Genomic DNA, 26,284 nt, shown 5'->3' with positions numbered 1-26,284 from the left:
TACCGGGACGCTGGGCCTGCCTCCGGGCTATGGCATAATCTCGCAACGTTCACCTCATACCGGGAGACCACATGCTCGTTGTCGAGTTCTATGGCGTGCTGCAACAGGCTGCAGGCGGCAAGCGACTGGAGTTGTCGGGCGTTGAGCCCGGCTGCACGGTAGGCGATGCGCTGGAGCATCTGCGCCAGGAGGTGCCGGCGCTGGAACCCCACCTGCCACGCCTTGCCTGCGCCCAGGGGGATCGCCTCGTGCGCCGTAACCAGGCCATCGACACTGACAAGCCGCTGGTGCTGCTGCCGCCGGTCAGCGGCGGCAGCCACGGCCTGCGGGAGGAAGCACCATGAGCCGAATCACCGAAGCGTCCCTTGATCTCGATGCACTGATGCAGGAGACCGAAAACGATACCTGCGGTGCCATGGTGGTTTTCTCCGGCACCGTGCGCAATCACCACGGTGGCCGTGGCGTTGCCGGGATGAGTTACTCCGCCTACGGGCCCATGGCCGAGAAGGTTCTCGAGGACCTGGAACAGGAAACCCGGGACAAGTTCGGCGTGCAGGAGTGCCGCATCGTGCACCGCACCGGCAAACTCGAAATCGGTGAATCCAGTGTGCTGGTGGTGGTTCGGGCGCACCACCGTGGCGATGCCTTCGATGCGGCGCGGTATGCCATCGATACCCTAAAGGTCCGGTTACCGGTGTGGAAGGAAGACTTCTACACCGACGGCAGCACCGCCTTCCAGGATGGGGTGCCGCTTGAGACGGCACAGGAGAAAGACTGATCCATGAGCGAACGGCAACCTGACGACAACGGATTCCTGGCCCTGCCCATCGCGGTGCTCACCGTCTCCGACAGCCGCACCGAGGCGGACGACAAATCCGGTGATCTGCTGGTGGAGCGCCTGCGCAAGGCTGGCCATGAGCTGGTGGAGAAGCGCATCGTCCCCGACGATATCTACCAGGTGCGGGCGGAAGTGTCCCGCTGGATCGCCGATGAATCGGTGCGGGTGGTGATTTCCACCGGCGGCACCGGCATTACCGGCCGCGACACCACACCCGAGGCGGTGCGCCCCCTGCTTGACGCGGAGGTGGAGGGATTTGGCGAACTGTTCCGGTATCTCTCGTTCCAGGACATCGGCAGCTCCACGGTGCAATCCCGGGCTGTGGGTGGTGTTGCCAACGGCACGCTGGTGTTCTGCCTGCCGGGTTCGTCCGGCGCCTGCCGGACGGCTTGGGATGGCATCCTGCAACCGCAGCTCGACCTGCGCACCAAACCCTGCAATTTCGTCTCGCTGATCCCGCGAATGCGCGAGCGCTGATCAGGCGGTTGCCGGTTTCGGCAATGCCTTGTCTGAGATCGGCAGATGCAGGGCCGTGGCCAGCACGCCGAGTACAACCGCCAGTATCCACACCATGTCGTAGCTGCCGGCGATCTCGAAGATCCAGCCGCCCAGCCAGGCGCCGGAGAAGCTGCCGAGTTGGTGGCTCAGGAACACGATGCCGAACAGGCTGCTGAGATAGCGTGGGCCGAATATCTGCGCTACAAGGCCGCTGGTGAGCGGCACCGTGCCGAGCCACAGAAAGCCGATTGCCGCACTGAAGATCAGCGTGCTGGCGGTTGTGAGCGGTGTCAGCAGAAACGCGATGATCACCACCACCCGCCCGGCGTAGAGCGCACTCAACAGCTTGGGCTTGGGCAGGCGGTCGCCAAGCCCGCCGAAGGTGAGCGAGCCGATCATGTTGAACAGCCCCACCAGCGCCAGTGCGGCGGCACCCACGCTGGCATCCAGGCCACCGCAGGCGGCGACGAGACGGCTACCGTAACGGTCCGCCAGCATGCCAACCCCGGGCTGGGACAGCCCCCACAGGAGGTTCTGCAGGGCGATGGCGAGGCCGAACATCTCGCGGCCACCTCCCAATTCGCCGGTGACCGAGGGCATGAACAGCCCAAAGGCCTGACGCATGCCCATGCCCAGCGCAACGATGCATGCGGCGGCTGCGATAACCAGCAGGATGTCGGGGCGGAGCAGGCTGTCGTCGGGCTGCCGGCGGGATGTGTAGGGGTGCAACGCTATGGCCTCGTCGATGGCGGGGCGACAGTCTAGCCGCGGATTTCCGCAACCGCCAGTGATGGCGAACCCATTGGGGTGTGGCTTGCACCGTCTTCGCTGCCGCCTATGCTTGGCGTACCGAAGCCAGTGATGTCACGTCTCCGGCCTCGGCCACACTTTCGGATGGATTCGAACCTTTGAGGAGAAAGTCATGAGAACCTTGACCGCAGGCGTTGCATGTCTGCTTGCCCTGATTCCCCTGTCCCTTGCCAGCGCAGCGACGGATGAGCATGTGTCGGCACGGGCGACTGCCAACCTGATCGATAATGAAGGGCAGGAGATCGGCCAGGTGGTTATTCGACAGGGGCCGAATGGCACGCTGTTCAATCTGGAACTGGAAGGCCTGCCCCCGGGGCCCAAGGCCATTCACATCCACAGCGTCGGCACCTGTGATGATCACGATCACGGCTTTCAGGACTCCGGTGGTCATCTCAACCCCGAGGGGCGCACCCACGGCCTGATGAATCCGGATGGCCCCGATGCGGGTGACTTCACCAACTTCTACGTTCATGACAACGGCTACGCCTGGGCCGAGTTGTTCAACGAACGCGCCAGCCTGGACGGCAGTTTCGGTGCGCAGATGCTGGATGACGATGGTGCAGCGCTGGTGATTCACGAGAATCCGGACGACCACGTGACCCAGCCCATTGGCGGGGCAGGGGCCCGGATTGCCTGCGGTGTGATCGTGTCCGACTGAAGGGCCCGATAGGGCGGGTGTGTGGCACCATTCACACACGCCCGTCTGTTTCTTCTCGCAAGAGCCGGTCGCTCGGCATGGGCCATGGCAGCAGCCGTTCCACCATGGCCGCCAGTGTCAGTACCGAGCGGTCGGCAAGCCGTGGCCCGATGATCTGCAGGCCCACCGGTAGCCCGCCATCCGTCATCCCGCAAGGCACGGACGCGGCGGGATGCCCCGTAAGGTTCACGGGGTAAGTCAGGAACCAGCCGATCAACGGATTAACCGGCTGACGGTTGATCAAGGTTGGGGGGGCTCCGTCCAGGGGGAACGCCGCAACCGCGGTGGTTGGGGTCAACAGCAGGTCATACGCATCGAACACCGAACGAAATACTTGCCAGACCCGCTCGCGCTCGCGGTTTGCCCGGGCAAGATCGTTCGCGCCCAGTTCACGCCCCTCTGCGATAAGTTGCCGGACCCGAGGCTCCAGAAGGGCCAGTTCGTCCGAGGACAGATGCCCGTACTGTGCGACACTCTTCAAGCGCCAGAAGGTCATGAAGCTGTCTTCCACGCTTGCATCAAGCGGTACCGACACCTCCTCGATCCGACAACCAGCCTTCTCCAGGTGGGCAAGCGCGTCCGTACATCGGGACGCCACCTCGCTCTCAATCGGGAAGTAGCCAAGGTCCGGGCTGTAGGCAATGCGCAGGGGCGGCTCTGACTCTTCCACGATATCCCAGACCAGGCCGTCGTCCGGGACAGAGAAAGGATGCCCTGCAAAGAACCCGGCCATCACCTTCAGCATGAGGCAACAATCGGCGACCGAACGCGACAGCGCTCCATTGTGGAAAAACGGAGAATGGCTCGAGAACGGCGTCGCGACATCCGGCACACGCCCGAAGCTCGGTTTCATGCCGACACAGCCACAGAGGGCCGCCGGAATCCGGATAGAGCCGGCCCCATCGCTACCTTCCGCCAGTGGCACCATGCCTGCCACCACCGCCGCGCTTGAACCGCCACTGGAACCCCCGGCGACAAGATCGGGCCGCCATGGGTTGCGTGTCGGCCCGAACAGCTGGTTGTCGGTCACACCCTTGTGGCCAAATTCCGGTGTGTTGGTCTTGCCCACCACGATGGCGCCCTGCTGGCGCAGACGCCGCACGATTTCAGCGTCTGCCTCCGGCACGTGGTTCGCAAACAGTCGCGAGCCTCGTGTCGTGCGAATACCTCGCGTCGGCGTCAAGTCCTTGAGCCCGATAGGGACACCGGCGAGCAAGCCGGCGTGTTCCCCGGCGGCAAGTCGCTGATCCAGATCATGTGCTGCTGCCAGTGCCGACTCGTGGGTCACCGTGCAGAAGGCGTTAATGCGTGGATTCAGCGTATCGATACGTTCCAGATGCGCGGTTACGACCTCGGTGGCTGAGAGTTCACCGCGACGTACCCAACCTGCAAGCTCCAGCGCGGAGGCTCGGGTCAGAACCTTCATGGGTGATCCCATGGCACCCTCCGTTGGGTATGGCTTCGGTTATCCCTGTATAACCGACAGCGATGTGTATAGCAGATAGGCGTCAGTGACCATCAGAATCACGTAGGTCGCCATGCGGGAGAGAGCCTGACTCACCATATGGAACAGGCGCTCTCCCAACCACGTACCGAACAGGGTAACGGGCACCAGGGCTAGCGCGGTCCACCAGATAGTGGCGTTGGTGGAGCCGAACAGGATCTGCAGGAAGAGGGCGAGGGAGTAGATATAGAGAACGCAACCGAGCGATGTCCCCCGCAACAGTGACTTTTCGAGGCGCGAGCCAGCGAAGTACAGCAGGATAGGCGGCCCGGGCATCCCGATGGCGGCCGTGAGCATCCCCGAGGCGCCGCCGGCCACCCGGTCGCGACGATCGGTCTTGCGCACAGTGACGTTCAGAATCAGCAGTGCAGTGAGCACAAGGATAACAGGAGAAATGGCGTGGCAAGCACGGAAAAGCCGAACCCGGTGCAGGCCTGCAGAATCGATGCTGCCAGCACGATAAAGGCGGAACCGGCGAATTCCACGTTCTTGGTGCCTCATTGGTCTGAATGAACTGACGGATCCCGCCCCTTGAGCCCCGCCAGCAAAGCGTTTGGCAGAAGATGACTGCAGGGGCGTCCTCCGAAAATGGCTTGCTGCAGCGCACCATTTCCAGTATATTGCGTTGCATCAAACGGGGGAACCAACCGATGAAACCCACTTTCCAACTGAATTGTGACTCTGAAACCAAAGCCCGCGACACGGCGCATACCCTCGCAAGGATGCCTGGCATGGAATCCATCGCCGTTGCCCATAACGGTCGCGTCGTCGAGATGCACGTCGCGAATGCCGCGTTGGCGGGCATCTTCAGTCTCTTTAGTGCGGTCTCCAGCCTGATCTTACGCCAGGCTCGCCGACTGCAGGCCAACATGGACAAGCGGGATACCGCCATTGACGACGATTCCGCCGTCTCCCGCTGAGACTCGCCAAGTTTACCCGAATGATGGGGCCATGCCGCGTTGAGGCATGGCCCCATTTCGTTTTACGGCGCCCTTCACCGCAACAGAAACAGGGAGAGCTCCGGCACGAAGGCCAGCAACAGGACAACCGCTAGCATGGCCAGCACGAAGGGCACGGCCTTCGCCGCAATGGAGAGCACCGGCTGCCCAGTGATACCGGAGATCACGAACAGATTCAGACCCAGCGGCGGCGTGATAAAGCCGATTCCGAGGGACGTGATCATGAAGATACAGAAATGGATGTCATTCATGCCGATGGATTGGGCCAGTGGCAACATGATGGGGGCCAGAATCACAATGTTCGGCGTAGTTTCCATAACGCAGCCGGCAAGAATGAACACGCCCAGCATCATCAGAATGATAAGCGTGGGGTTTTCAGTGAGGGCATTGACCGAGGCGATGAGGCTCTGGGGCACGTCGTTGATTGCCAATACCTGCGCCAGCGGCAGGGCTACAGCAATAATCGGCACGATCACACCACACACTTTGGCCGAACCTTCGAGTGTGCCCGGAAAGTCCCGCAGCCGGAAAGTGCCCTGGAACAGGCCGACGGCTATCGTGGTGACCACGGCGACCGCCGCCGCCTCCGTGGGCGTGAAGATGCCGGAATAGATTCCACCGAAAATGATGATAGGGATCAGCAGGGCATAACGCCCGTCCCACACGGCGGCAAGCCACTCGCGAAAGACGAATCGCCGGCGCGCATGCTCGTAGCCGTTGATCCGATTCATGATCGCATTGGTGATCATGATGGACGCCATGATCAGCACACCGGGTACGGCAGCTGCCAGAAATAACGTGGACGTTGATATCCCGAGCACCATGCCGATGATGATGTAGGCAATGGAGGGTGGTATGAGAATGCCGGTACAGGCACCCGAAGCCACCAGGGCACAGGCGTAAGCCGGAGAGTATCCGCTGTCGATCAGGCGACTGATGGTGATGCGCCCCACCGCTGCCGCCCCTGCGGCGTCTGAGCCGGAGATGCAGGCAAAGAAACCGCAGCCCAGGACGGTTGATGTTCCTAGCCCCGATCGCACACTGCCCATGGTCGCTTCTGCGATGTTCAGCAACTTCACGGAGAGGCCCGTGCGCACCAGCACATCCCCGGTGAGCACGAACAGGGGAATCGCAATCAGGGCAAATGCGTCCAGACCATGGAACACCGATTCGCCGATCAGGCCCAGGGGAAGTGCGCCGGTCAGCCACAGGATGATCACGGCGGTCAGCCCCAGCGATGCCCATACGGGCACCGCCAAGGCGAACAGCAGCGCCATGAGCAACAAGGGGCCGAGTATCTCCCAGCCCAGTTCCGTGGCGCCGAAGGCCTCCGGTATATACATGCGTCCGCCCCCTCAGTCGAACAGCTTCCGGCCCGCACGGGGTGCGCGACCCGCCCGCAGGTCCGAAAGATCGAAATAGATCGACTGCGCTACGCGCAGCATTAGCAGCGCGAAGCCGAACGGAATCGCGAACAGCACCCAGGCGCGCATGACCCGAAGCCCTTCGGTGACGGACCCGAACTGGATCGCACTCAGGAACGGATGCAGGGAGAGATAGAAGATCAATGCAGCGAGGGCTCCCACCAGCAGGTCACCCAGCAGGGATATCGCGGCCCGCGCCCGGGGAGGCAGAAACGTCAGCAGCACATCGATTCGTATATGGGCACGATCCCGGACAGCAGCCGCCGCCCCGATCCACACCAGGTAAATGAATGCATAGCGTGCCGTCTCCTCGCCCCAGATCGACGAATAGTCCAGCACGAAACGACGAACCACCTCGATGAAGATCACCGCGACTACGTAGATGTAGAGCACCAGCAACAGCCAGCGCTCGCCGTCCCTGTCGATCAGGGTCAAGAGCTTCCTCATGCGTTCTTCCGGAAGTTGGCAGTGATCATGACACCGGCCCGTCGGACCGGTGTCGCCATCGACGATCAGACGTCGTGCACGTAGAACCGCCCTCGCTCCTGGGCGGCCTCCGCCATGCGGTCAAATGCGGCGAGTGACCCGGCCAGATCTTCCTTGATGGAATTCCATTCGGGGCGCTGGGCGCCGCAAGCCTCGACCCATTGCGCCAACTCATCGTCGGTTGGGGTGTAAAACTGCACGCCGGCCTCTGCCATCTCGGCCATCGCATAAGCGCGTGAGGCTGGCACCTGCGCAAGGTTCTGCTGGAATGTGATCTCGCTGGCAAAGTCGATCTGCTCCTGAACCTCCGATGGCAGCCCGCGGAACCAGGACAGATTGCAGGAATACACCTGAGAATCGGGCACCGGCTTGTTGAAGGTGATCCAGGAGAGGATGTCCTTGAAGCCGTTGGAATACAGCGCGACCACTGCCGGGTCCAAGGCATCCGCCACACCCTGCTGTATGGCGGACGGTGTTTCGCCCCATGCAACCGGCGTCGGGTTGGCGCCTGCCAGGGTGTAGAATTGCTGGAGGATCTCGGAGGCGGGCACGCGGAACTTGATGCCGCGCAGATCCTCTGGAGTTTTTAATGGGGCGCGCTGCAGACCTCGCCGGGCGGCAACTGTGCGCGGGTCAAGCACCAGATACAGCAGGACCTTGAAGCCACGTTCCTCAGCCTTGGGGTGCACCACGCTCTTCCAGGCGTCAGAGGTGACCAGGTTGACGAACTCCTGGTTCTGACCACACCAGTAAGGAATGTTGATCAGATCCACTTCTGGCGCAAAGGGCGAGAAATTGGCGATGGAGTGCTGAGCCGCCTGAATGGTGTTGGATTGCACGCCCTGAGCCAGGGCAGACCCCATGCCGAGCTGACCGGCGGGGGCCAGCCTTACGTAAACGTAGCCGTTGGTGGCGTTCTGGATGTTTTCCTTGAGATTCAACTGCATCAAGGGATACCAGCGGGTCGCGCCGATGCGGTACTCCGTCGCCAGTGTCATGGTTACCTGGGCGGCGTCCCGCCGCTCGCGCTCTTCCTGCGCAGTTTGTGCCGATGCCTGCGGGGACAACAGCACACCGCCGGCGGCGGCCACGACAGCGGCCGTGAATCCGTAGCGGCCACAGAGCTCGAAGAACCGTCGCCGTTCCTCGGAGACAGGCCCATCATCTACCGCGCCACTGATCCTCTTTTGTTTGTCCATGATCTACTCCTCGCGTTGTTTTATTGCGCTTTGTTGTATTGGACTTGACGGGACAGGTCGGTCTCTGGCCTCAGCTGCCAGGGCGGCGATCACGAATAACACGGCCGATGTAAACAGCAGCAGAAACTCAGCTACCCGGGCCACGCGCAGGGAAGCAAGCTCCCCGAGCTGGGCCGCGAACTTGCCGAGCAGGATATTCAGGAAGTAAAGGGAAAAGGCGAGCACGCTGGCTGATAACGCCACCCGCACAATCACGGTCAGGCGCCGACGCGACGCTTCGGATGACACCATGACTCCTCCGCATCAATCCGCGATCGAGGCCGTTGTCATGGCACCGTAATCGCAGTTTTTTTCTTTGTTGTCAGAGCATCTATAGTCCAGCCTCGGGTGCCCCGCAAGTGGCGACTACAGTGTCTGATCCCCCACAACGAGTTGCCTGTTGCGCGTGATGAAGAGCCAGGCAATCAGCAACAGCGACCCGCCGAAGAACACGAACTCGTAGGCCAGCACATCGGTGGTCAGGTACATGAAGCCGCATACTCCGACGATGGCAAAGATCAGCCGCTCCCAGCCCGCCAGGGCGCGTATCAGATACCCGTAGGCCGCAAGCGCGAATGCTCCCTGGAGCAGCAGGACTTCCCCTATGGCAATCAGTGTTGCCCCCGTCACGCTGGGGAAGGTCATGAGTTCCGGTCGGTAAACGAAGGCGAAGGGAACGATGAAAGTCGCAAGTGAGAGCTTCATCGAATGCAGTGCGGTGGCCCAGAATCCGGCACCGGACAGCTTCGCCGCGGCGAGCACGCTCACCGCCACCGGCGGTGTGAGTGTGGAGAATACGGCAAAATAGAACACGAAGAAGTGCGCCTGCAGCGCTGGCACACCGATCTGCTGCAGGAACGGCACCATCGCGAGGGAGGCAACCAGATAGGCAACCGGCGTGGGCAGCCCCATCCCCAGAATGATCGACACCCCCATCGCGCCTAGTAGCAAAAGAATTTCTATGTCCGGCAGAACCTGAACCAGAACTGCGCCGATGCGGCCTGAGAGATTGGTCGTCATCACCGTCTGCCCCAGGGCGCCGATGGCGATAAGCAGCAAGGACAGCACGGTGACCAGCACAAAGCCTTCATCCAGTGCCTTCCGCAATGCGTCAAGGCTTGGCCGGTATGGCCCCTGAAGGCAGCACAAGACCAACGCGACACCAATGCCCATCAGGCCGGCGTAGGCGGGAGAGCGATAACCCAGCAACAGGATGAGCACGACTCCGAAGGAGAATAGGAAAGTCGGTGTCAGGCGATACACGACCGTCATGTTGACCGGCTCTGTCAGCTTTGCGAGCTGGTTTCTTCGGGCGTATACCAATACCCCGAACAGTACGCCAGTCATGTAGAGCAGCCCCGGGATCAGCGCCGCCAGCGCGACCTCGATGTACGGTCGGTTCAGCATCGACGCGATGATGAACCCCGCAAGCCCAAGGATCGGCGGCATGATCTGCCCCACCGTGGACCCCGTCGCCTCGATCGCCCCGGCCATGGACGGTCGATAACCATAGCGCTTCATCATCGGGATGGTGAGACGCCCCGTCATCACCACGTTGGACACCGCCTGCCCCATCACGGAACCCACTACACCACTACCGAAGATGGAGGCGAATGCGGCACCGCCAGGCACCTTGCGGCCACCTGCCTTACCGATTTCCATGATCATGTCGAGGATGCCGACGCCGAGCAGAATGGCCGCGTAGAGGACCAGGAAGTAGATCGCGTCGGCGGCCACTTGCGCCAGCCAGTAGAACCCCTGGGTGGTGCCAAGCCCCATGTAGTTCAGTACGAAGGCCGGGCTGTAGGGCGGGTGGGTAAACAACACATTGCTGATGTTGTGACCGAAGAAAAAATAGACAATGGCTGCGCCAATGATCGTTGTCAGCAGCCAACCCCAGTGCAGCCAGTGCAGAATCAGCACCGCCGCAATCATGATGTACCCAACGGTCAGATCGAAATCAGCGAAGAACGGCTGCGCTACCTCCAGTCTGGCCGCGTGAATGCGAATATAGCCGAAACTGAAGGTGCCCAGGACGAGGCCGCAAATGCCCAGCACCAGCCAGAACCAGAACAATCGTGAGGCCTGGAACGCGATTTTCTCATCCAGTTGGACACGGATCGCCAACAGACCTGCCATCACCATGATGGCGAAGATGAAATTGGAGTAGTGCTCGGACGAACCTGGCGAGTAACCCAGAGCTGCTCCCGCCAGATAGGCGGTGAGCCCAAGCCCGAACAGGGTGAACAAGACGCTCGTGAGCCGGCGTGCCGCCATCCATCCGACGGCCACGTTACCCTGATTTTCCATGCCTGCCCTCGTGACGCTGCCTGGATCTGCAACCCGTGCCTTGCCTGGGTCGGCACGGTGCGGAGATCAGGCGCCTGTCTGCCGGGACAGCAAACAGGCGCCTGAATGGCCGGTTCGTCCTAGCGCGCTTCCGGGTACGTTACCTGGTAGTCGGCGTAGGTCTCTGTGGCGAGATGCCACAGCCCGGCTTCCTTGTAGGCGCGAATGGCTCCGGGGTGCGTGTTCTCCTCGGACAGCCCGTGCAGCATCAACTCGGGCGACCAGATGTCCCACAAGGGGTGCAGATCCTGCAGTTGTGGCCCGTACTCCAGGACACCCTTGACGATCTGGTAGGCCAGCTCCTCGGAGAAGGACTCATGGACGGCCTTGAAGCCTCGATTCACGGCCACGTTCAGCTCTTCGTTCTGGTGCGGCAGGGTGCCGGCAGGGATGGCCACAGAGAGGAACGTGGTGTCGAACTTCTCGTTCACCTTGTCGACGATTTCCGGCTCAATGCCGATGTAGTGAAATTCCCCGGCTGCCTCCAGCTGGCGCAGGGGACCGCCGATCAGCCACTCCTCCAGACGCGGTTCTGTGCCGAATACGCTCACGGCCACATCGGTGTTGCGGTCGATGAGTTGTTGCGTCAATGCCGGCGGCGTCATGTGATTGATGCGGCTGTTGTCCGGCGTGATTCCGTAGCCATGCTCCAGAAACAGGCGTGAGAAAAAGCCCCAGTCACTCTGGCTCCGCAGGCCGAGAGAAATCCGCTTGCCCATCATGTCTTCCACGGTGCGGATGTTCGGATCGAAGGTGACGAAGAACTTGCCCTGACCCCACCAGGCTTCACCGTAGAGCAGACGAAAATCGATGGGGATCGGCTCCGGGAGGAATTCCTCGATCTCATCCGTGCCGCCGCGGAAAGCGAGCTGAATGATCGGGTCCTCGGTGCTGAAAACGGTGGTTTCCCACATGCTCGGGTCGGCCATCATCCGGATGTTGGCCATGTAGCCCGGTGTCTCCTGCGGCTGCAACACCACCGGATAGCCGTCCCGAATCATCTGGTTCATCAGGATTGTATCGGATTCCGTAGGCCCACAGCCTTGCGGACACAACAGCACCGGTACGGCTTGTTGAGCAACAACGGGCGTGGCAAACAGGGACAGGCCACCGAGCCCGAGGGCGAGAGCCCCCAGGGCCCCTTTCAGGACAAATGATTTCATCGCTATCTCCTCCTGGACATGAAGCCGGACCCCTTCTGTTGGCAGCCTCGGCAGGGTGTCGAGTTCATTGCCCGACATTAATATTTGTTAATTTTGAATCGTTATATGAAATTGATACTATCACTATGTGATTTTCGGTCAATATGCAAACGCGTTGGGCACACAAACTATCGTCTGCGGACTGTTGCCGGAAAGCGTTGATTCAATGGGAGGTATACCGCATGTCGAGTGCGCAGGATCCGCTTTTCGACATCACTGGGCGTAGCGTCCAGATCGCGGGTGGAGGAGCCGGCCTCGGTCGGGCCATTGCCGAAGCGTTCGCCAGCCGTGGTGCTCATTGCACTATCGCGGACCTGAACGCCAGTGCGGCGCGCGCCGTGGCGGATTCACTCCCCGGTCAAGGGCACCACGCTTGCCACCTGGATGTGGCCGACCCCGACTCCTGTGAGGCTGCGGTGGCGGAAGCCGTTGCAGCCAACGGGCGCCTCGACGTACTCATCAATTCTGCAGGCCGTTTTCATGTGGCGCCGGCCCTCGATATGGATCCGGCCGCTTTTCGTTCGGTTATGGATATCAATACCTGTGGAGCCTTCAATATCGCCCAGGCGGCCGGCCGGGTGATGGTGCCGGCGGGTGCAGGCCGAATCATCACCCTGTCCTCTGTCTCAAGCCGGGTTGCCAACCCCCAATACGCGGCCTACGCAAGCAGTAAGGGGGCCTTGACGCAATTGACCCGTGTTCTCGCCCTCGAGTGGGCGCCCCATCAGGTCACGGTCAATGCCATTGGACCGGCACTCACGCTGACCGACCTGACGCGGCGCTATCTGGCCGATTCAGGCAATGAACAGTACGCGCTGGATTGCATCCCCATGGGTCGGTTCGGGCGGCCGGAGGACATTATCGGAACGCTGATTCTGCTGGCCTCTGAGGCAGGTGCCTTCATTACTGGCCAGACGTTCCATGTGGACGGCGGCCGGACATTGAGCTAGCCAAGTTGGAGCCCGTTTCGGACATCGGGATCTTGCTCGCAGCGCTCACCGCCACCGGCCTTGCCGGATTGATGCGCGGTGTCACCGGATTCGGGGGTGCCATCGTGATGACACCGCCCCTTGCCTATCTCATCGGCCCCCACGAGGCCGTGGTGACCACACTCTTGCTTGAAACCTTTGCGGCGGCACCCATGCTGCCGGCAGCGGCTCGGCTGGCAAGTCGCCGACGGCTGCTGCCGCTCTGCATAGGGGCCTGCGCCACCGCGCCCCTGGGCGCGTGGATACTCGTGGCACTGGATCCGGCCGTGACCAGGCAACTCATCGCAGTTGTTGTTGCTACGTTCTCGCTGCTGCTGCTTGCAGGATTCCGCTATCTCGGCGAACCACGCCGCGCAACCTCATTCGCGGTGGGCGGGCTCGCTGGGGTACTAACGGCGTCTACCAGCATTGGCGCGCCACCCGCCATTATCTATCTGCTGTCCGGGCCGGACCCGGCGCCACTGTCGCGCGCGAACCTGACACTGTTCGTGGTGGTTATATCCGGATCGTCGCTGATCGGGCTCTTTTTCGCCGGGGCGTTTGGCCCGGGACAATTACTGCTACCACTCGTGCTGGCTCCATCTTTTGCCCTGGGCGTATGGTGCGGGGGGAAACTGTTCCCGTACGTGAACGAACGCCTGTTTCGGCGTATCGCACTGACCGCGTTGTTCACCATGGGGCTGGTCCTGCTGCTGACGTGAAGCAGTCGCGGTAGACTTGTCACATTGTTCAACCAAGGAGATTGCCCACATATGCGTGCCGCACGTGCCCGCCCGGCGAAGACGGAGCCCGATAAACTGGGGTCTCTGGCCAAAGCCATGGACATTCTGGAGACTATTGTCGGCCAGACCCACCCGATGTCGGCGTCAGATGTGGCGGTACGTCTGGGGCTCGCCAAGCCCACGGCGCACCGCATCGTTGCAAGCCTCCGGGATTTTGCCTTCCTGAAGCGCGAACCGTGCAGCAGCGGCCTTATAGAGGGTGACCGCTTGGTGACCCTGGCACTGAACGTACTGGCGGCTGCAGCTGCGCGGGGCCCACGCCACGGCATTCTCGAGGCCTTGGCCGAGTCAACTGGCGAGACCTGTAACCTCGGGGTCACTGCAAATGGCCAGGTTATCTACATTGATCGCGTGGAAGCGAAATGGCCCTTGGGCCTGCGTTTCGAGCCGGGCAGTCATGTGCCCATCCACTGCACGGCGCTGGGCAAGATGTTTCTCAGTCAGATGACCGACCGTCTGCGCGAGAAATACCTCGCCACGCTGCCGCTGACCCGTTACACGGAAAACACTATTACAAGTGTCGAGCGTCTGAAAAACGAGTTGGACGCCATCAGGCTCGAGGGAGTATCCGTGGACAATCAGGAGTTCATGTCCGGTGTCGTCTGCGTCGCCGTTCCCATCCGTGGCCCCAATGGCCAGGTCGTGGCAGGCGTCGCCATCTCTGCCCCGGAGGCCCGCGTTACGCTGGCGGAGGCACGCAGGCATATCCCTGCCATCAAGGAAGCCGCCCGCAAGCTTGAGGTCACGTTCACCGATCCCGGAGCCTGATTCCACCACTCGCGTAAGAGAACCCGGCATCCATGCCGGGAATGTCCTTCAGCCGGAGGACTGAAGCGAAAACGATCGGATCCAGGGTCGATCAGAAATCCCCTGAGCCAGGGCGCCCGCAGGCGAATCCCCCATCGCGTAGCGGGTGTCGATGGGGCCGGCAGCCTTGAGAGCCCCGTAGGTCTGTTCGTTGTAGAATATGGACAGCAGCAGGTCGTCGTCGGACTTGAACGGACCGTAGCGTTTCCGCCATTCCTCCACCTGTGGGGCCACGTAGTCGCCGGTACGACCGGTGACCGCCTCCTTGCCCCGGGTGATGCGGTCGAACAGGTTTGGATCGATCGGGCCAGCGACCTTGCCGAAGTAACCGAGCACGTACTGTCGGATTTCGTCTGCTACAGCCCCATATCGCTCCTTGCCGGTCACATTGAGGAAAGCCTGGGTCGCAATGTACTGTGCAAAGGGACTGACCAAAATGGGGTAGCCCAACTCTTCCCGTACCCGTGCGGCTTCTTCCAGCAACTCGTCGAGACGGTCCGACATGCCCATCTCGGCAAGTTGCGACTTGAGATTGGAGATCATTCCACCTGGCACTTGGTGCTGGTAATGAAATTCGTCGTATTCGTTGATCTCACCCACTGGCTTGCCTTCCTTCCACGCGATATAGCGCAGCTTGTCGGCGGCCTCCTCGATCTGGGCGAGATCGATCTCGGTGTTGAAACCGCAGTGGTGCAGATTGCGGACGACGGATTCTGTTGCCGGATGCGAGGCACCGTTGGCGAGTGTGGATGTCGCGGTGTGCAGAACATCGGCGCCGTATTCGGCACAGCGCAACAGGACGTAAGGCGCCAGTCCCGACAGGCAGTGGGTATGTATCTGCAGGGGTAGTTTGCCGCAGGCCTTGCGGGCGGCGGGCACCAGGGTCATGGCCCGCTCCGGTGTGAGCAGGCCGCTCGGATCCTTGAGGAAGATGGCATCGGCGCCCAACGCGATCATTTCCTTGATGCGCTGCACGTAGTATTCATCGGTGTGGACGGGACTCACCGTGTAGACGAACCCCGCCACGGTATAGATGCCCGCAGCCTTCGCGGCCTTGATGGGTACCTCCAGGTTGCGGGTGTCGTTCAACGCGTCGTACGTGGTGTGGTAGCGAATGCCGTTGGCCGCCATTCGCTCGGCAGTCAATGCCACCACATCGTCCGGGAAATACTTGAACGTAAAGAGGCTCTGCCCACGATGATGAAGGATCAGCGGGGTCTTTTTCACCCACTGGTTCAGGATGCGCATGCGCTCCCAGGGGTCTTCCCTGAGGAAGCGTACCGCCACGTCGAACACCGCCCCGCCCACCAGATCAATGGCTTCGAAGCCGGCGTTATCCAGGTTCTCGGCGATGGGTTTCATCATCGCCGTGGTCATGCGAGTTGCCCACAGGCACTGATGCGCGTCCCGCAGGGTAACGTCAATCAGTCTAATGGTCTTTGGCGCCGCCATTGAGCCTCCCGATGTTCTCATCCACCCAGCGGGTATGCACATCTCCCGCCGCGAAGTCCGCCTCGTCCATCAGTTGCAGATAAAAGGGGATCGTGGTTTTCACGCCACGCACTTTGAATGCTTCCAGTACCCGCCGCGACCGGGCAAGCGCATCCTCACGGTTATCGCCTGCCACCAGAAGCTTTCCGAGTAGTGAGTCGTAATGGGTAGGCACCCGATACCCCGGATAGACATGGGTATCGAAGCGGACCGCCGCGCTGGTTGGCAGCTCCCATTGCTCTACTTGCCCCGGCGACGGCATGAAGTCGCGTCCCGGGTCTTCTGCATTGATGCGCCACTCGATGGCGTGTCCCCATCCGCCCGGGAGACCGGCGGCGCAGCTCATGGGCTCCCCAGCCGCAATGCGCAGTTGTTCCGCGACGATGTCTACACCGGTGACGAGTTCGCTGACAGGGTGCTCAACCTGAATCCGGGTGTTCATCTCGATGAAATGAAACTTTCCGGTGGTGGTGTCGAACAGGAACTCCACGGTGCCGGCATTCTCGTAGGGCAAGCCACGGGAGAGGGTCACGGCCATGTCGCAGACTTCCTCGCGCTGCGCGTCGGTCAGCGCGGGCGATGGACTCTCTTCCATAAGCTTCTGGTGGCGGCGCTGCAGCGTGCAATCCCGCTCACCCAGGTGAATATGGTTGCCATGGCGATCACTGAGCACCTGCACTTCAATATGCCGTGCGCGCTCGAAATAGCGCTCGACGAATACCGTTCCGTCTCCAAAGGCGGCCTCGGCCTCACGGGCGGCCTGGCGAAATTCGCCCTCGAAGGCGTCTTCCTCGCGGACGATGCGCATGCCCCGACCGCCGCCCCCGGCGGCGGCCTTCAGCAACAGGGGATAACCGATATCACCGGCAAGGCGGCGCGCGTCCGTCAGCTGGTCAAGCAGAAAGCCGTCTTCTGTGCCCGGCACCACGGGCACCCCCGCGTTCTTCGCGGCACGCCGGGCCCTGACTTTGTCACCCATGAGATCGATGATCTCCGGTGTCGGCCCGATGAATACCAGTCCAGCCTGCTGGCAGGCACGGGCAAACCCGGCGTTCTCGGCCAGAAAACCGTATCCCGGATGAATGGCGTCGGCGCCAGTGCCCTGGGCTGCGCTCAATAGGCGTTCCACCGACAGGTAGCTCGAGGCCGCAGGGGCGGGTCCGATACAGACAGCCTCGTCCGCCGCCCAGACGTGTGGTTGATGGCGATCAGCCTCCGAATACACGGCAATGGCCCGCATGCCAACGGCCCGACAGGCACGGACCACCCGCAAGGCGATCTCGCCGCGGTTGGCGATCAGGACACTCTTCACACTGTTTCCTCCACTCGCGGCCATGGTCGCCATTACCCGTCGCCCGGCTCGATGCTGAACAGGGGAGTGTTCGGGTCCACCGATTCTGCATCGTCCACATGAATCGCGATGACCCGTCCGGCTACCTCTGCATGAACCGTGGAGAAAAGCTTCATGACCTCAATGACACAGACAGGATCACCGGCTTTGACAATACTGCCTTCCTCGACGAACGGCGGCTCGTCCGGCGACGGACGCCGATAGAACACCCCCGCCATGGGAGCAACAATCTGTTGACCCTGCGACGGGGCCGCGGCTTTACCGCGCTTAGGAGTGGCAGTCGTCGGCTTTGTCCCGGCCGCCGGTGCTGGCGTTGGCGCCGCCGCTGCCGCGGATTGCTCGACTGATGCTCCCGTTGTGGGCGCCGCAGCTCCCGGTCCGCCGGATCGCCGATACTCGATACGGGTGTCACCCAAGGTCAGATGAAACGATTCACAGTCGCTGTCGCGAAGACGCTCGAGAATCTCCACAACCTGTTGTGGTGTCAGACTCATCGGCGTGGCCCCCCTTTGCTGATTAACAGCCAGTCCACCGCACGGGCACCCTTGGCGCTCGCCAGAACCGGGTTGATATCCAGTTCCGCTACCTGATCGGCGTTGGCGGCGGCAAAAGTCGAAGTCGCCGCGACCAGGCGCGCCACTGCGGCGCGATCGACCGCCGGGCGACCCCTGACCTCACCGAGCAGACCGCGGCCACGCAGTTGGTCGAGCATACGCAGGGCTTCCGCTTCACTCACCGGAGCCTTGCGGAAGACCACGTCGGGATTCACCTCCAATGCCGTTCCGCCCATGCCGAGCATCACGACCATCCCGAACACCGGGTCCTGTTTCAGGCCAACGACCAACTCGACAGAGGGCTCTGTCTGCATGGCCTGAACGAGAACACCATCGATAGTCGCATCCGGATGGGCCGCCCGCGCCCTTTGCATCACGGTGTCGAACCCATGGCGCACGGTGTCGGAGTCGGCGAGGCCAAGAACCACGCCGCCGATGTCTGTCTTGTGGAGTATCTGTGGTGACTCGATTTTCAGCGCCACCGGGAAGCCAAGCGCTTGCGCAGCCTCCATGGCCTGCTCGGCGGTCGCACAGAGCCTGGAGGGAGTCAGCGAAAGGCCATGCGCCGTTAACAGTTCGAAGGTTTCCATGGCCGGCAGGACGCCCTTGCCGGACAGGTCCACCGGCGACGGCAGTGGCTGTTCGGCCGCGTTCCGTTCCGACTCCCACGCGGCACGATGCTTTCCGAACCGGGCCGCGGCACCGGCGGCATTGAGGGCGGCACTGGCGCTGCGGAAGACCGGAAAGCCCAGTTCCCGAAGCTGTGATATGCCATCAGCCGGGCCTGCTACCCAGCAGACCAGTACGGGCTTGCTGACGCCCTCACGTATGGCGCGAAACACATCCATCAACTGGTCGACGAATTCGTGCATCAGCTGGAACCAGACAATCCCGATGTCCACTGCCGGATCGTCCATGACGGCGATCACGCTGTCCCGGAAGATCTCGGGCTCGGCAATGAACTGAGCGGTGATGTCCACCGGGTTGCCGACCGCGCCAAATGCTGGAACTATCTGCTTCAGGCGCCGGGTGGTATCGGGCTGCAGCGCGGCAACCGTCAACCCTCGCTCCTCGGCGCCATCGGCCATCAGCACCCCGGCTCCACCGGACTGCGTGATGATGCCGAGACGGGAGTCGGAGGGACGAGCCCCGGATGCGAAGGCATCCACCACGTCCAGCATGACTTCCTCGTCGGGTGCTCGGATAACCCCGAATTGGTCACACACACCCTGGAAGATTGCATCCTCGCCCGCCAGCGCCCCGGTGTGTGAGGCCGCAGCCTTGGCACCCGCACTGGTTCTGCCGACCTTGGTGACGACCAGTGGTTTGTTCAGCTCGAGAGCCTTTTGCGCGGTGCGAGCAAACCAGTTTCCATCGGCAAGGCCTTCCAGATAGCCCGCACCAACAGAAATTCGGTCATCGGCGAGCACATCTTCCATGACCTCGCTGAAGTGAACACCTGCCTCATTACCGGTATTCACGAAGTAGCCAAGACCGAGTTCGCGATTTCGGGCCAGCGCGGCAATTGCCGTTCCGAACGCTCCGGATTGCGTCACGAAACCCACCGGCCCAGGAGGCGTCTCGCCGTTGGCAAACTGGCTGAAGGAGGCCATCACACCTTCGAAACTGTTGATCAGCCCGAGACAGTTCGGCCCGCAGAGCGCGATTCCGCCCTCTCGTGCGATCTGTCGGACTTCCTCCTCAAGTGCAGCACCCTCTCCACCGGTCTCCGAAAAGCCGGAACTGAAGACCACGGCAGCCGGCACAGAGGCTGAGGCGAGATCCCGCATCGTGTCCGGAACCAGGCGCGCCGGGACCATGACCACGGCCAGGTCCACAGGTTCGGGCACGGCCGACACCGCCGGATAACACGGCAGATCGGCAATCGATTCATAGTTCGGATTGATCGGAAAAATGCGGCCGGCGTAGCCCTTCTCAAGCAGGAACTTAAGGGGACGGCCGTTCAGCTTGTTCAGGTTCTTTGAGGCCCCGACCAGAGCAATGGACTGTGGACTGAGCATCTGCTCAAGTTTACGCATGACTGTTAACTCTCCTCCTTGCACCTGGCCCCATCTCTCGTGGGGTCTCAGAAGAACGGCTAGACCTGCTGGAGAATGCCGATCATTTCCCCGTACTGGACAAAGCTGCCGTCGGCGGGCAGCAGTTCAATCAGGACACCGGCCTTGCTGGTGACGATCTCCGTGCGGGTTCCGCCATATAACTCGACGACGGCAATCACCTCTCCCTCGCCGACGTTGTCTCCGGGCTGGCGATCACCGCGGCAAAACCGGCCTACCGTCGGGCTGCATAACGTGGTGTGCGATGCGTCTGCTGCCGAGGCGGGTGGTGTGGGGTGCGACGGCCGCGTCTCACTTGCGCCTTCGCTAACCGGCGGCGCGGCTGATGCAACCGTGGGTGAGGGTGGCGGCCATGCGGTCACGGCCAGGCGCCAGTCCCCGGTCTCGATTTCCACGTCATGCCCCTTGGCGGCATCCAGTTGCCGCAGAATATCTGCGACCTGCTCGTAACGCAGCGTCATGGGTGGACCTCATCCTTAATGCGGCACATGATCGATCATGGTTTATTTATCATTATGTAACACGAATTGTATCGCTAAATGATTTTTTAGTAAACAATATGGAGTAGTAGAAACCAAAAAGGCCGGCACTTGATGCCGGTCTCTGTTATGAGGAGAGACCCATGCTCAATGCTTATCTGTACGACGGACTCCGCACTCCCTTTGGTCGCCATGCCGGAGGGTTGGCCAAGGTCCGCCCCGACGACCTGCTGGCAGGTGTCATCCGGGCGGTAGCGGATCATTCGGGTGTCCCCACGGATCAGCTGGAAGACGTGATCATGGGCTGCGGTAATCAGGCCGGCGAGGACAGCCGTTGCGTTGCCCGCCATGCCGCACTGCTGGCAGGTTTGCCCATCGAGGTTCCGGGCACCGTGATTCAGCGCAACTGCGGCAGCGGCCTGGGTGCAGTCATAGTCGCCGCTCACGCCATGACCTGTGGCGAGGGTGATCTCATGCTGGCGGGTGGCGTCGAGAGCATGAGCCGGGCAGCCTGGGTCATGAGCAAGGCCGAAGCGCCTTTTAGCCGAGATTTGAAGATTTTCGACTCCGCCGTCGGGGCACGCTTTCCCAACAAGGCGATTGAAAAGGCCTTCGGTGACGACAGCATGCCAAAGACGGCAGACAACCTGGCACAGGAGCATGGACTGACCCGAGAGCAAGCGGATCAGTTCGCCCATGAGTCCCAACAGAAGTACGCTCGGGCGCTGGAAGATGGGTTCTTCGAAGGTGAAATCGCTCCAGTCAGTGTTCCCGTTCGCAAGGGCGACCCCATCGTGGTCTCCGCCGACGAACATCCCCGGCCGCAGGCCACGCTGGAATCCCTGGCCAAACTACGCCCTCTGAACGAAGGCGGCGTCACCACTGCCGGCAACGCGTCAGGGATCAACGACGGGGCCGTGGCCATGGTCATGGGCACCAAGGAGGCTGGAAAACGCCTGGGGATGGTTCCCCGCGCCCGCATACTGTCCTCGGCCGTGGTCGGCGTGCCACCGCGCACGATGGGCTATGGTCCTGTGCCCGCCTCGGCGAAGGCGCTGGCGCGTGCCGGTCTGGAAGTGAAGGACATGGATGTGATCGAAATCAACGAAGCCTTCGCGGCGCAGGCGCTGGCTTGCATGAAGGGTCTCGGCGTTGCTTTTGATGACCCACGCGTCAATCCCAATGGCGGTGCCATAGCGCTGGGACACCCCCTGGGCGCATCTGGCCCCCGGACTCTGCTTACTGCCATGCGCCAGCTCGAACGGATCGGCGGCGGCTATGCGCTCGTGACCATGTGTATCGGTGTAGGGCAAGGTATTGCTGTCGTGATCGAGCGTGTCTGAGCGTCCGTCGGTTTGGCGCTTGACCCGCGACCCTCACCGGGTATCGTAACTGCCAAAGGATGTAAGGCCCGGGCCTCGGACGGCCACCGTGTCTGTATCGGTTGCTGTCGGAGGAAAAATGAAGCGTCGATCCTTTATCCAGGCTTGTGGCGTTGGCGCGGGCTGTGTCGCAGTCGCTGGGGGGCTCGCGCAGGCGGCGGGCAATGGTGAATTGCGGCCGCGACACTACGAGCGGGTGCGCTTGCTTGGGCACGACGGCTCGCCGCTGCTGGCATCCACGCTTCCCGACAAGCAGCAGTACGTCTTCCCCTATCCCTATGCGGCGACCCCGTGCTTTCTGATCAACCTCGGTGAGCCCATGCCGCCGCGAAACGGCCTGAAGACGGCCGATGGTGAGCCCTATAGCTGGCCAGGTGGGGTGGGTCCGCGTCGGCAACTGGTGGCCTACTCGGCAATCTGCGCGCATAAGCTTGCCCACCCGACACCGACACTGAGCTATATCAGTTTTCGTCAGGCCCGCAACGGCGATGAACCGGAGAGCGGTGTCATCAGTTGCTGTGCTGAGAACAGCCTGTACAACCCCTCCCAGGGGGCCGAGGTCATCTCAGGGCCGGCACGGCAACCCCTGGCCAGCATCATCATGGAACACGACGACGAGACCGATGAGCTTTTCGCTGTCGGCACCCTGGGCGGGGAGTTGTTCGATCGGTTCTTCTCGGATTTCGAGGCGCGGCTGTCGCTGGAGTATCCCGATGGCAATGGCGCGAAGCCGCTCACCGGTGAAGTCACCGCCTTGACCCTCGCGGACTACACCAACAACATCATGCGTTGCTAGCGGGCAGGGCGGCGGCGTCAGCCGCCGCGTTCGTAGCGCTCGAGCATGCGCAGGATGTCGGTATTGCCGGTGCGCTGCGCGATCTTGATGGCATTGTTGCCGCTGTGATCCTCATCCGTGGGGCTGATGCCCACATCCAGCAGCGCCTGCACCATGGGTTCGTCACCGCGCTCCACCGCACGCATCAGCAACGTCCAGCCATAGACATCCCGGGCGTCGGGGTTGGCGCCAAGCGAGACCAGCAGCTTGACGGTATCGGTGTGGCCCTTCACCGTGGCGAGCATCATGGGTGACCAGCCGTGACGCACGGTGTGGTTCGGGTCGGCCCCCGCTGCCACCAGGCGCTCGATGACTGCATCCTGTCCTTCGACGGCGGCATACATGAGCGCGGTGCCGCCCTTGGGGTTGGTGCGATCCGGTTGGGCGCCGTAGGTCAGAAGCAGGTCGACGCTGCGGCTGTCGCCGCGTTCCGCGGCCCACATCAAGGCTGTCTTGCCATCGTATTCGCCTTCTCGCGACACCACTTCCGGCGACACGCCCTGGTCCAGCAGGATGGATACACGGGTCGGTTGACCGTCGATGATGGCGTTGATCAGGGCCCGGTCGGACGCAAGAGCTGCTGGGCTTGTAAAGGGCAGGGCGAGGAGCAATACAAGAACCAAGACCGCTGATCGATACGGTATCATTTGCGCCATCCTTCGTGTTTAACCAACGCGATGTAGGCGTTAGGTAGTAACAGAATCCTGGCGGCGTGGCAATGCGCCGCCGCACAAAGACCCCAAGAAGAGGAGCAATGCAATGAGCGCACTGTCTCGCGAGACTATCGAGCAGGCACTGAAAGGCTATGTCGAGCCCCATCTGGCCAAGGATCTGGTCACCGCCGGCTGCCTTGAAGACGTCACCATCGACGGTGGCCGGGTCAGCATCTCGCTCAAACTCGGGTTCCCCGCCAAGACATTTCGCAAGGAACTGGAAGCGGCTGTCTCCGAGGCCGTGCGACGTGTTGATGGCGTACAGGAAGTGAACATTCACAGCGAGACCAGCATCGCCTCACACCTCGGGCAGCGTGGCGTCACCGACGTCAAGGGTGTTAAGAACATCATCGCTGTTGCCTCGGGCAAGGGCGGGGTGGGCAAATCCACCACCGCGGTCAACATCGCCCTCGCGCTGTCAGCCGAGGGAGCCCGAGTCGGCGTGCTCGACGCCGACATCTACGGCCCCAGCCAGCCGCGAATGCTCGGTATTGCCGGCAAGCCGGATTCCAAGGACGGCAAGAAGCTCGAGCCGATGGTCAATTACAACGTGCAGGCCATGTCGGCAGGCTTCCTGATCGACGAGGAAACACCGATGATCTGGCGCGGTCCCATGGTGACCCAGGCGCTGGAACAACTGCTCAGGGACACCAACTGGCAGGATGTGGATTATCTGGTGGTGGATATGCCGCCCGGTACCGGCGACATCCAGCTCACATTGTCGCAGAAGGTGCCGGTGAGCGGTGCCGTCATCGTGACCACGCCGCAGGACATTGCGCTCCTGGACGCCCGCAAGGGCCTCAAGATGTTCGAAAAGGTGAACGTGCCGGTACTCGGTATCGTCGAGAACATGAGCACGCACATCTGCAGCCAGTGTGGTCACGAGGAGCACATTTTCGGCGAGGGCGGCGGGGCCCGCATGGCCGAGCAGTATGGCCTGGAACTGCTTGGTTCCTTGCCGCTGGATATCCACATTCGCGAGCAGGCGGACGGCGGAAAGCCCACGGTCATTGCCGACCCGGATGGGCGGTTGGCACAGTCGTACCGGGAGATTGCGCGGCGCATCGCCGCCCGGCTCTCGCAGCAGCGCAAGGACTTCTCAAGCAAGTTCCCCAAGATCACCGTCGAGAACGACTGACGGACGACGACGGCCTGGCCGGTTGACCCACCGCCCGGTGGTCAACCGGTCGACGCGTTCCAGGCCTTGACCTTGCGCTCCAGGGTTTTCCTGGAGACACCGAGGCGTCGGGCGGCCTCCGACTTGTTGCCGCTGCAGTCTCGAAGCACCTTGAGGATGTGGTTCTTCTCCACATCCTCAAGGGTCATGGTCAGCGGGTAACCGTTATCGCTGTTGCTGTCACCCACCGTCACCGGGGCGACGAAGCTGGCCTGCTCAAGACACTGCAGAGGCGACTGTCCGAGCAGCATCGAGCGCTCTATGAGGTTCTTCAGCTCTCGCACATTCCCTGGCCACGCGTAGGTTTGCAGCTGACGGATCTCGTCATCGCTTAGCCGCAGTGGGGGCAGCGCCAACTCCCGTGACAGGTGGTTGGAAAAGAGTCTGATCAGGTGGGGGATGTCCGACACCCGCTCCCGTAGCGGTGGCAACTTCAATGCCAGTACATTGAGGCGGTAGTAGAGGTCCTCGCGGAAGTTCCCGGCGGTGACTTCCTCCGCCATGCTGCGGTTGGTGGCGGCGACGATTCGAACGTCCACCGGTATTTCGCGCTCTGTTCCAACCGGGCGAATGGCACGCTCTTCTAACACACGCAGCAGCTTTGCCTGCAGGTGGAGCGGCATTTCCGCGATTTCATCCAGTAGCAGCGTACCGCCGTCCGCATAACTGAACAGGCCTTCTCGCGCCTGGGCGGCGCCGGTGAACGCTCCCTTGGCATGACCAAACAGTTCACTCTCCAGCAACTCGGCGGCGATGGAGCCGCAGTTGACCGGGACGAAGGGCCCTGGCCGCCCGCTGAAGTGGTGCAGGCAGCGGGCAATGACCTCTTTCCCGGTGCCTGATTCCCCCTCCAGCAGCACAGTGGTGCTGCGGCCCGCGACGCGTCGAATAAGCGCGAGCAGGCTGCGCATCGCGTCGCTGTGGCCAATGATGCCGTCGAGCCCAATCGCGTTTGGAGCCACGCTGCGTTCGGCGATCTCGACGGGCACAGCCTCCGCAGGGTCGGCGCCGCCGATCAACAGCCGTTCCACCGCCTGAACCAGTTGATCCACCGAGAAGGGCTTGGCGAGCAACTCTGCGCCACTCAGGGTGGCAGCGTGGGCGATGACGGCGTCGTCGGTGAAACCGCTCATCAGGATGACGGGTGTTCCGTCACCGTCGCGGCGTCGCTCCAGCATCCAGTCGAGCCCGGACGCGCTGCCCAGCCGGATGTCCACGATGAGCAGATCGAAGCGATAGCGTGCCAGCAACTCCTCGGCGTCGACCAGCGTTTCGGCGACTTCGACGAAGGAGCAATACTTGGACAGGGCAAAGCGCATGAACTCGCGAATGCTGGGGTCGTCTTCCACCACCAGCGCAGCGCTGGGCGCCGGCGCCGCCCGGCCCCGGCCAGTGAAGTCTGCAAGTGGCAATCTGATGGATTCGTTCACGGCTCTGCTCTGTGACAGAATTGGTCCGTATTGTGACGATCCAATATCGTCGCGTCCAATATCGGTGGTGAAAGTGATCCTACATACCCAGAGGGACGTGTAGCATTTTGTACCATATCCATGGTCGGCACCCAAGCTATTGCGCCAGAATGTCTCTTTACCATGAATACTGTAGTTGAGAAGTCGTCTGGAAGCGACGAACTGGCTCGGT

The 26,284-nt window shown here is 61.9% G+C and carries 27 protein-coding genes; 11 read left to right on the top strand and 16 right to left on the bottom strand.

All coding sequences use genetic code 11. The annotated features are described in order from the left end of the window. The first annotated feature begins 71 nt into the window (after positions 1-71). The 3 genes from J2T57_RS03700 to moaB are packed head-to-tail and all read left to right on the top strand — an operon-like array spanning position 72 to position 1,315. Positions 72-344: a MoaD/ThiS family protein gene (locus J2T57_RS03700; RefSeq protein ID WP_253474432.1), complete on the top strand. Its 273-nt coding sequence runs from the start codon at positions 72-74 to the stop codon at positions 342-344. Beyond that, on the top strand, positions 341-778 hold the full coding sequence (locus J2T57_RS03695; protein WP_253474429.1) for a molybdenum cofactor biosynthesis protein MoaE: 438 nt from the start codon (positions 341-343) through the stop codon (positions 776-778). The genes J2T57_RS03700 and J2T57_RS03695 overlap by 4 nt, the downstream gene beginning before the upstream one ends. 3 nt (positions 779-781) lie before the next feature. Continuing rightward, positions 782-1,315 (top strand): molybdenum cofactor biosynthesis protein B, encoded by a 534-nt coding sequence (moaB, locus tag J2T57_RS03690; RefSeq protein ID WP_253474427.1) that lies wholly within the window; start codon positions 782-784, stop codon positions 1,313-1,315. On the opposite strand, the gene J2T57_RS03685 is transcribed toward moaB, so the two are convergent. Then, complete coding sequence (locus tag J2T57_RS03685; RefSeq protein ID WP_253474425.1) at positions 1,316-2,065, bottom strand: MFS transporter; 750 nt, start codon at positions 2,063-2,065, stop codon at positions 1,316-1,318. 193 nt (positions 2,066-2,258) lie between these two features. Between J2T57_RS03685 and J2T57_RS03680 the strand changes: the two genes are divergently transcribed. Next, positions 2,259-2,804 (top strand): superoxide dismutase family protein, encoded by a 546-nt coding sequence (locus J2T57_RS03680; RefSeq protein WP_253474423.1) that lies wholly within the window; start codon positions 2,259-2,261, stop codon positions 2,802-2,804. 31 nt (positions 2,805-2,835) lie between these two features. On the opposite strand, the gene J2T57_RS03675 is transcribed toward J2T57_RS03680, so the two are convergent. Both J2T57_RS03675 and J2T57_RS03670 read right to left on the bottom strand, forming a co-directional pair. Further along, the gene (locus tag J2T57_RS03675; RefSeq protein ID WP_253474421.1) at positions 2,836-4,281 is read right to left on the bottom strand and encodes an amidase; all 1,446 of its coding nucleotides are present in this window, start codon (positions 4,279-4,281) and stop codon (positions 2,836-2,838) included. A gap of 27 nt (positions 4,282-4,308) precedes the next feature. Further along, the gene (locus tag J2T57_RS03670; RefSeq protein ID WP_301289116.1) at positions 4,309-4,848 is read right to left on the bottom strand and encodes a sulfite exporter TauE/SafE family protein; all 540 of its coding nucleotides are present in this window, start codon (positions 4,846-4,848) and stop codon (positions 4,309-4,311) included. Between the two features lie 230 nt (positions 4,849-5,078). Here J2T57_RS03670 and J2T57_RS03665 point away from each other — a divergent pair, with 230 nt between their 5' ends. Next, positions 5,079-5,267 (top strand): hypothetical protein, encoded by a 189-nt coding sequence (locus J2T57_RS03665; protein ID WP_253474417.1) that lies wholly within the window; start codon positions 5,079-5,081, stop codon positions 5,265-5,267. 74 nt (positions 5,268-5,341) lie between these two features. Here the strand turns inward: J2T57_RS03665 and J2T57_RS03660 are convergent, their stop codons facing one another. The 6 genes from J2T57_RS03660 to J2T57_RS03635 form a co-directional block, all read right to left on the bottom strand. After that, positions 5,342-6,649, bottom strand: a complete 1,308-nt coding sequence (locus J2T57_RS03660) for a TRAP transporter large permease (RefSeq protein ID WP_253474415.1) — start codon at positions 6,647-6,649, stop codon at positions 5,342-5,344. A gap of 12 nt (positions 6,650-6,661) precedes the next feature. Next, positions 6,662-7,177, bottom strand: coding sequence for a TRAP transporter small permease (locus tag J2T57_RS03655; RefSeq protein ID WP_253474413.1), 516 nt, complete (start codon positions 7,175-7,177; stop codon positions 6,662-6,664). A 65-nt stretch (positions 7,178-7,242) separates the two neighbouring features. Continuing rightward, positions 7,243-8,415 (bottom strand): TRAP transporter substrate-binding protein, encoded by a 1,173-nt coding sequence (locus J2T57_RS03650; RefSeq protein ID WP_253474410.1) that lies wholly within the window; start codon positions 8,413-8,415, stop codon positions 7,243-7,245. 3 nt (positions 8,416-8,418) lie between these two features. After that, positions 8,419-8,706: a hypothetical protein gene (locus J2T57_RS03645; protein ID WP_253474407.1), complete on the bottom strand. Its 288-nt coding sequence runs from the start codon at positions 8,704-8,706 to the stop codon at positions 8,419-8,421. 114 nt (positions 8,707-8,820) lie between these two features. Further along, positions 8,821-10,764 carry a TRAP transporter permease gene (locus tag J2T57_RS03640; RefSeq protein WP_253474404.1) on the bottom strand — a complete coding sequence of 648 codons (1,944 nt, stop codon included), beginning with the start codon at positions 10,762-10,764 and terminating at the stop codon, positions 8,821-8,823. A 119-nt stretch (positions 10,765-10,883) separates the two neighbouring features. After that, entirely contained in the window at positions 10,884-11,966 is a 1,083-nt protein-coding gene (locus tag J2T57_RS03635; protein WP_253474401.1) for a TAXI family TRAP transporter solute-binding subunit, read from the bottom strand. Positions 11,967-12,187: 221 nt separating this feature from the next. Here J2T57_RS03635 and J2T57_RS03630 point away from each other — a divergent pair, with 221 nt between their 5' ends. From J2T57_RS03630 to J2T57_RS03620, 3 genes are read left to right on the top strand one after another with little or no spacing between them, the layout of a single operon-like run. Continuing rightward, a complete protein-coding gene (locus J2T57_RS03630) occupies positions 12,188-12,955 on the top strand; it encodes an SDR family NAD(P)-dependent oxidoreductase (RefSeq protein ID WP_253474397.1) in 768 nt (255 codons plus the stop codon). 32 nt (positions 12,956-12,987) lie between these two features. After that, complete coding sequence (locus J2T57_RS03625; protein WP_253474394.1) at positions 12,988-13,695, top strand: sulfite exporter TauE/SafE family protein; 708 nt, start codon at positions 12,988-12,990, stop codon at positions 13,693-13,695. A gap of 51 nt (positions 13,696-13,746) precedes the next feature. Beyond that, a complete protein-coding gene (locus tag J2T57_RS03620) occupies positions 13,747-14,544 on the top strand; it encodes an IclR family transcriptional regulator (RefSeq protein ID WP_253474391.1) in 798 nt (265 codons plus the stop codon). Positions 14,545-14,592: 48 nt separating this feature from the next. On the opposite strand, the gene J2T57_RS03615 is transcribed toward J2T57_RS03620, so the two are convergent. Genes J2T57_RS03615 through J2T57_RS03595 form a run of 5 tightly spaced genes read right to left on the bottom strand, consistent with a single transcriptional unit; the run spans position 14,593 to position 20,518 of the window. Next, a complete protein-coding gene (locus J2T57_RS03615) occupies positions 14,593-16,035 on the bottom strand; it encodes a pyruvate carboxylase subunit B (RefSeq protein WP_253474388.1) in 1,443 nt (480 codons plus the stop codon). Continuing rightward, on the bottom strand, positions 16,013-17,386 hold the full coding sequence (locus J2T57_RS03610) for an acetyl-CoA carboxylase biotin carboxylase subunit (RefSeq protein WP_253474385.1): 1,374 nt from the start codon (positions 17,384-17,386) through the stop codon (positions 16,013-16,015). Before J2T57_RS03610 ends, J2T57_RS03615 begins: the two co-directional genes overlap by 23 nt. A gap of 32 nt (positions 17,387-17,418) precedes the next feature. After that, on the bottom strand, positions 17,419-17,919 hold the full coding sequence (locus J2T57_RS03605; protein WP_253474382.1) for an acetyl-CoA carboxylase: 501 nt from the start codon (positions 17,917-17,919) through the stop codon (positions 17,419-17,421). Next, entirely contained in the window at positions 17,916-20,018 is a 2,103-nt protein-coding gene (locus tag J2T57_RS03600; RefSeq protein ID WP_253474379.1) for an acetate--CoA ligase family protein, read from the bottom strand. Before J2T57_RS03600 ends, J2T57_RS03605 begins: the two co-directional genes overlap by 4 nt. Positions 20,019-20,077: 59 nt before the next feature. Beyond that, entirely contained in the window at positions 20,078-20,518 is a 441-nt protein-coding gene (locus tag J2T57_RS03595; RefSeq protein WP_253474376.1) for an acetyl-CoA carboxylase biotin carboxyl carrier protein, read from the bottom strand. 161 nt (positions 20,519-20,679) lie between these two features. On the opposite strand from J2T57_RS03595, the gene J2T57_RS03590 reads away from it, so the two are divergent. Together J2T57_RS03590 and J2T57_RS03585 are read left to right on the top strand one after the other, a co-directional pair. Then, a complete protein-coding gene (locus J2T57_RS03590; RefSeq protein ID WP_253474373.1) occupies positions 20,680-21,879 on the top strand; it encodes a 3-oxoadipyl-CoA thiolase in 1,200 nt (399 codons plus the stop codon). A 118-nt stretch (positions 21,880-21,997) separates the two neighbouring features. Beyond that, positions 21,998-22,714, top strand: a complete 717-nt coding sequence (locus J2T57_RS03585) for a Rieske (2Fe-2S) protein (RefSeq protein ID WP_253474370.1) — start codon at positions 21,998-22,000, stop codon at positions 22,712-22,714. Positions 22,715-22,731: 17 nt separating this feature from the next. Here the strand turns inward: J2T57_RS03585 and J2T57_RS03580 are convergent, their stop codons facing one another. Next, entirely contained in the window at positions 22,732-23,376 is a 645-nt protein-coding gene (locus J2T57_RS03580) for an ankyrin repeat domain-containing protein (protein ID WP_253474367.1), read from the bottom strand. Positions 23,377-23,512: 136 nt separating this feature from the next. Between J2T57_RS03580 and apbC the strand changes: the two genes are divergently transcribed. After that, positions 23,513-24,604, top strand: a complete 1,092-nt coding sequence (gene apbC, locus J2T57_RS03575) for an iron-sulfur cluster carrier protein ApbC (protein ID WP_253474364.1) — start codon at positions 23,513-23,515, stop codon at positions 24,602-24,604. A gap of 41 nt (positions 24,605-24,645) precedes the next feature. On the opposite strand, the gene J2T57_RS03570 is transcribed toward apbC, so the two are convergent. Next, positions 24,646-26,073: a sigma-54-dependent transcriptional regulator gene (locus J2T57_RS03570; protein ID WP_253474361.1), complete on the bottom strand. Its 1,428-nt coding sequence runs from the start codon at positions 26,071-26,073 to the stop codon at positions 24,646-24,648. Between the last annotated feature and the right edge of the window lie 211 nt (positions 26,074-26,284).

Origin of the sequence: Natronocella acetinitrilica, assembly GCF_024170285.1 — a bacterium.
GTDB lineage: Bacteria > Pseudomonadota > Gammaproteobacteria > Nitrococcales > Aquisalimonadaceae > Natronocella > Natronocella acetinitrilica.
The sequence above is the reverse complement of the archived record's forward strand: the minus strand, read 5'-3'. Positions and strand labels throughout refer to the sequence as shown.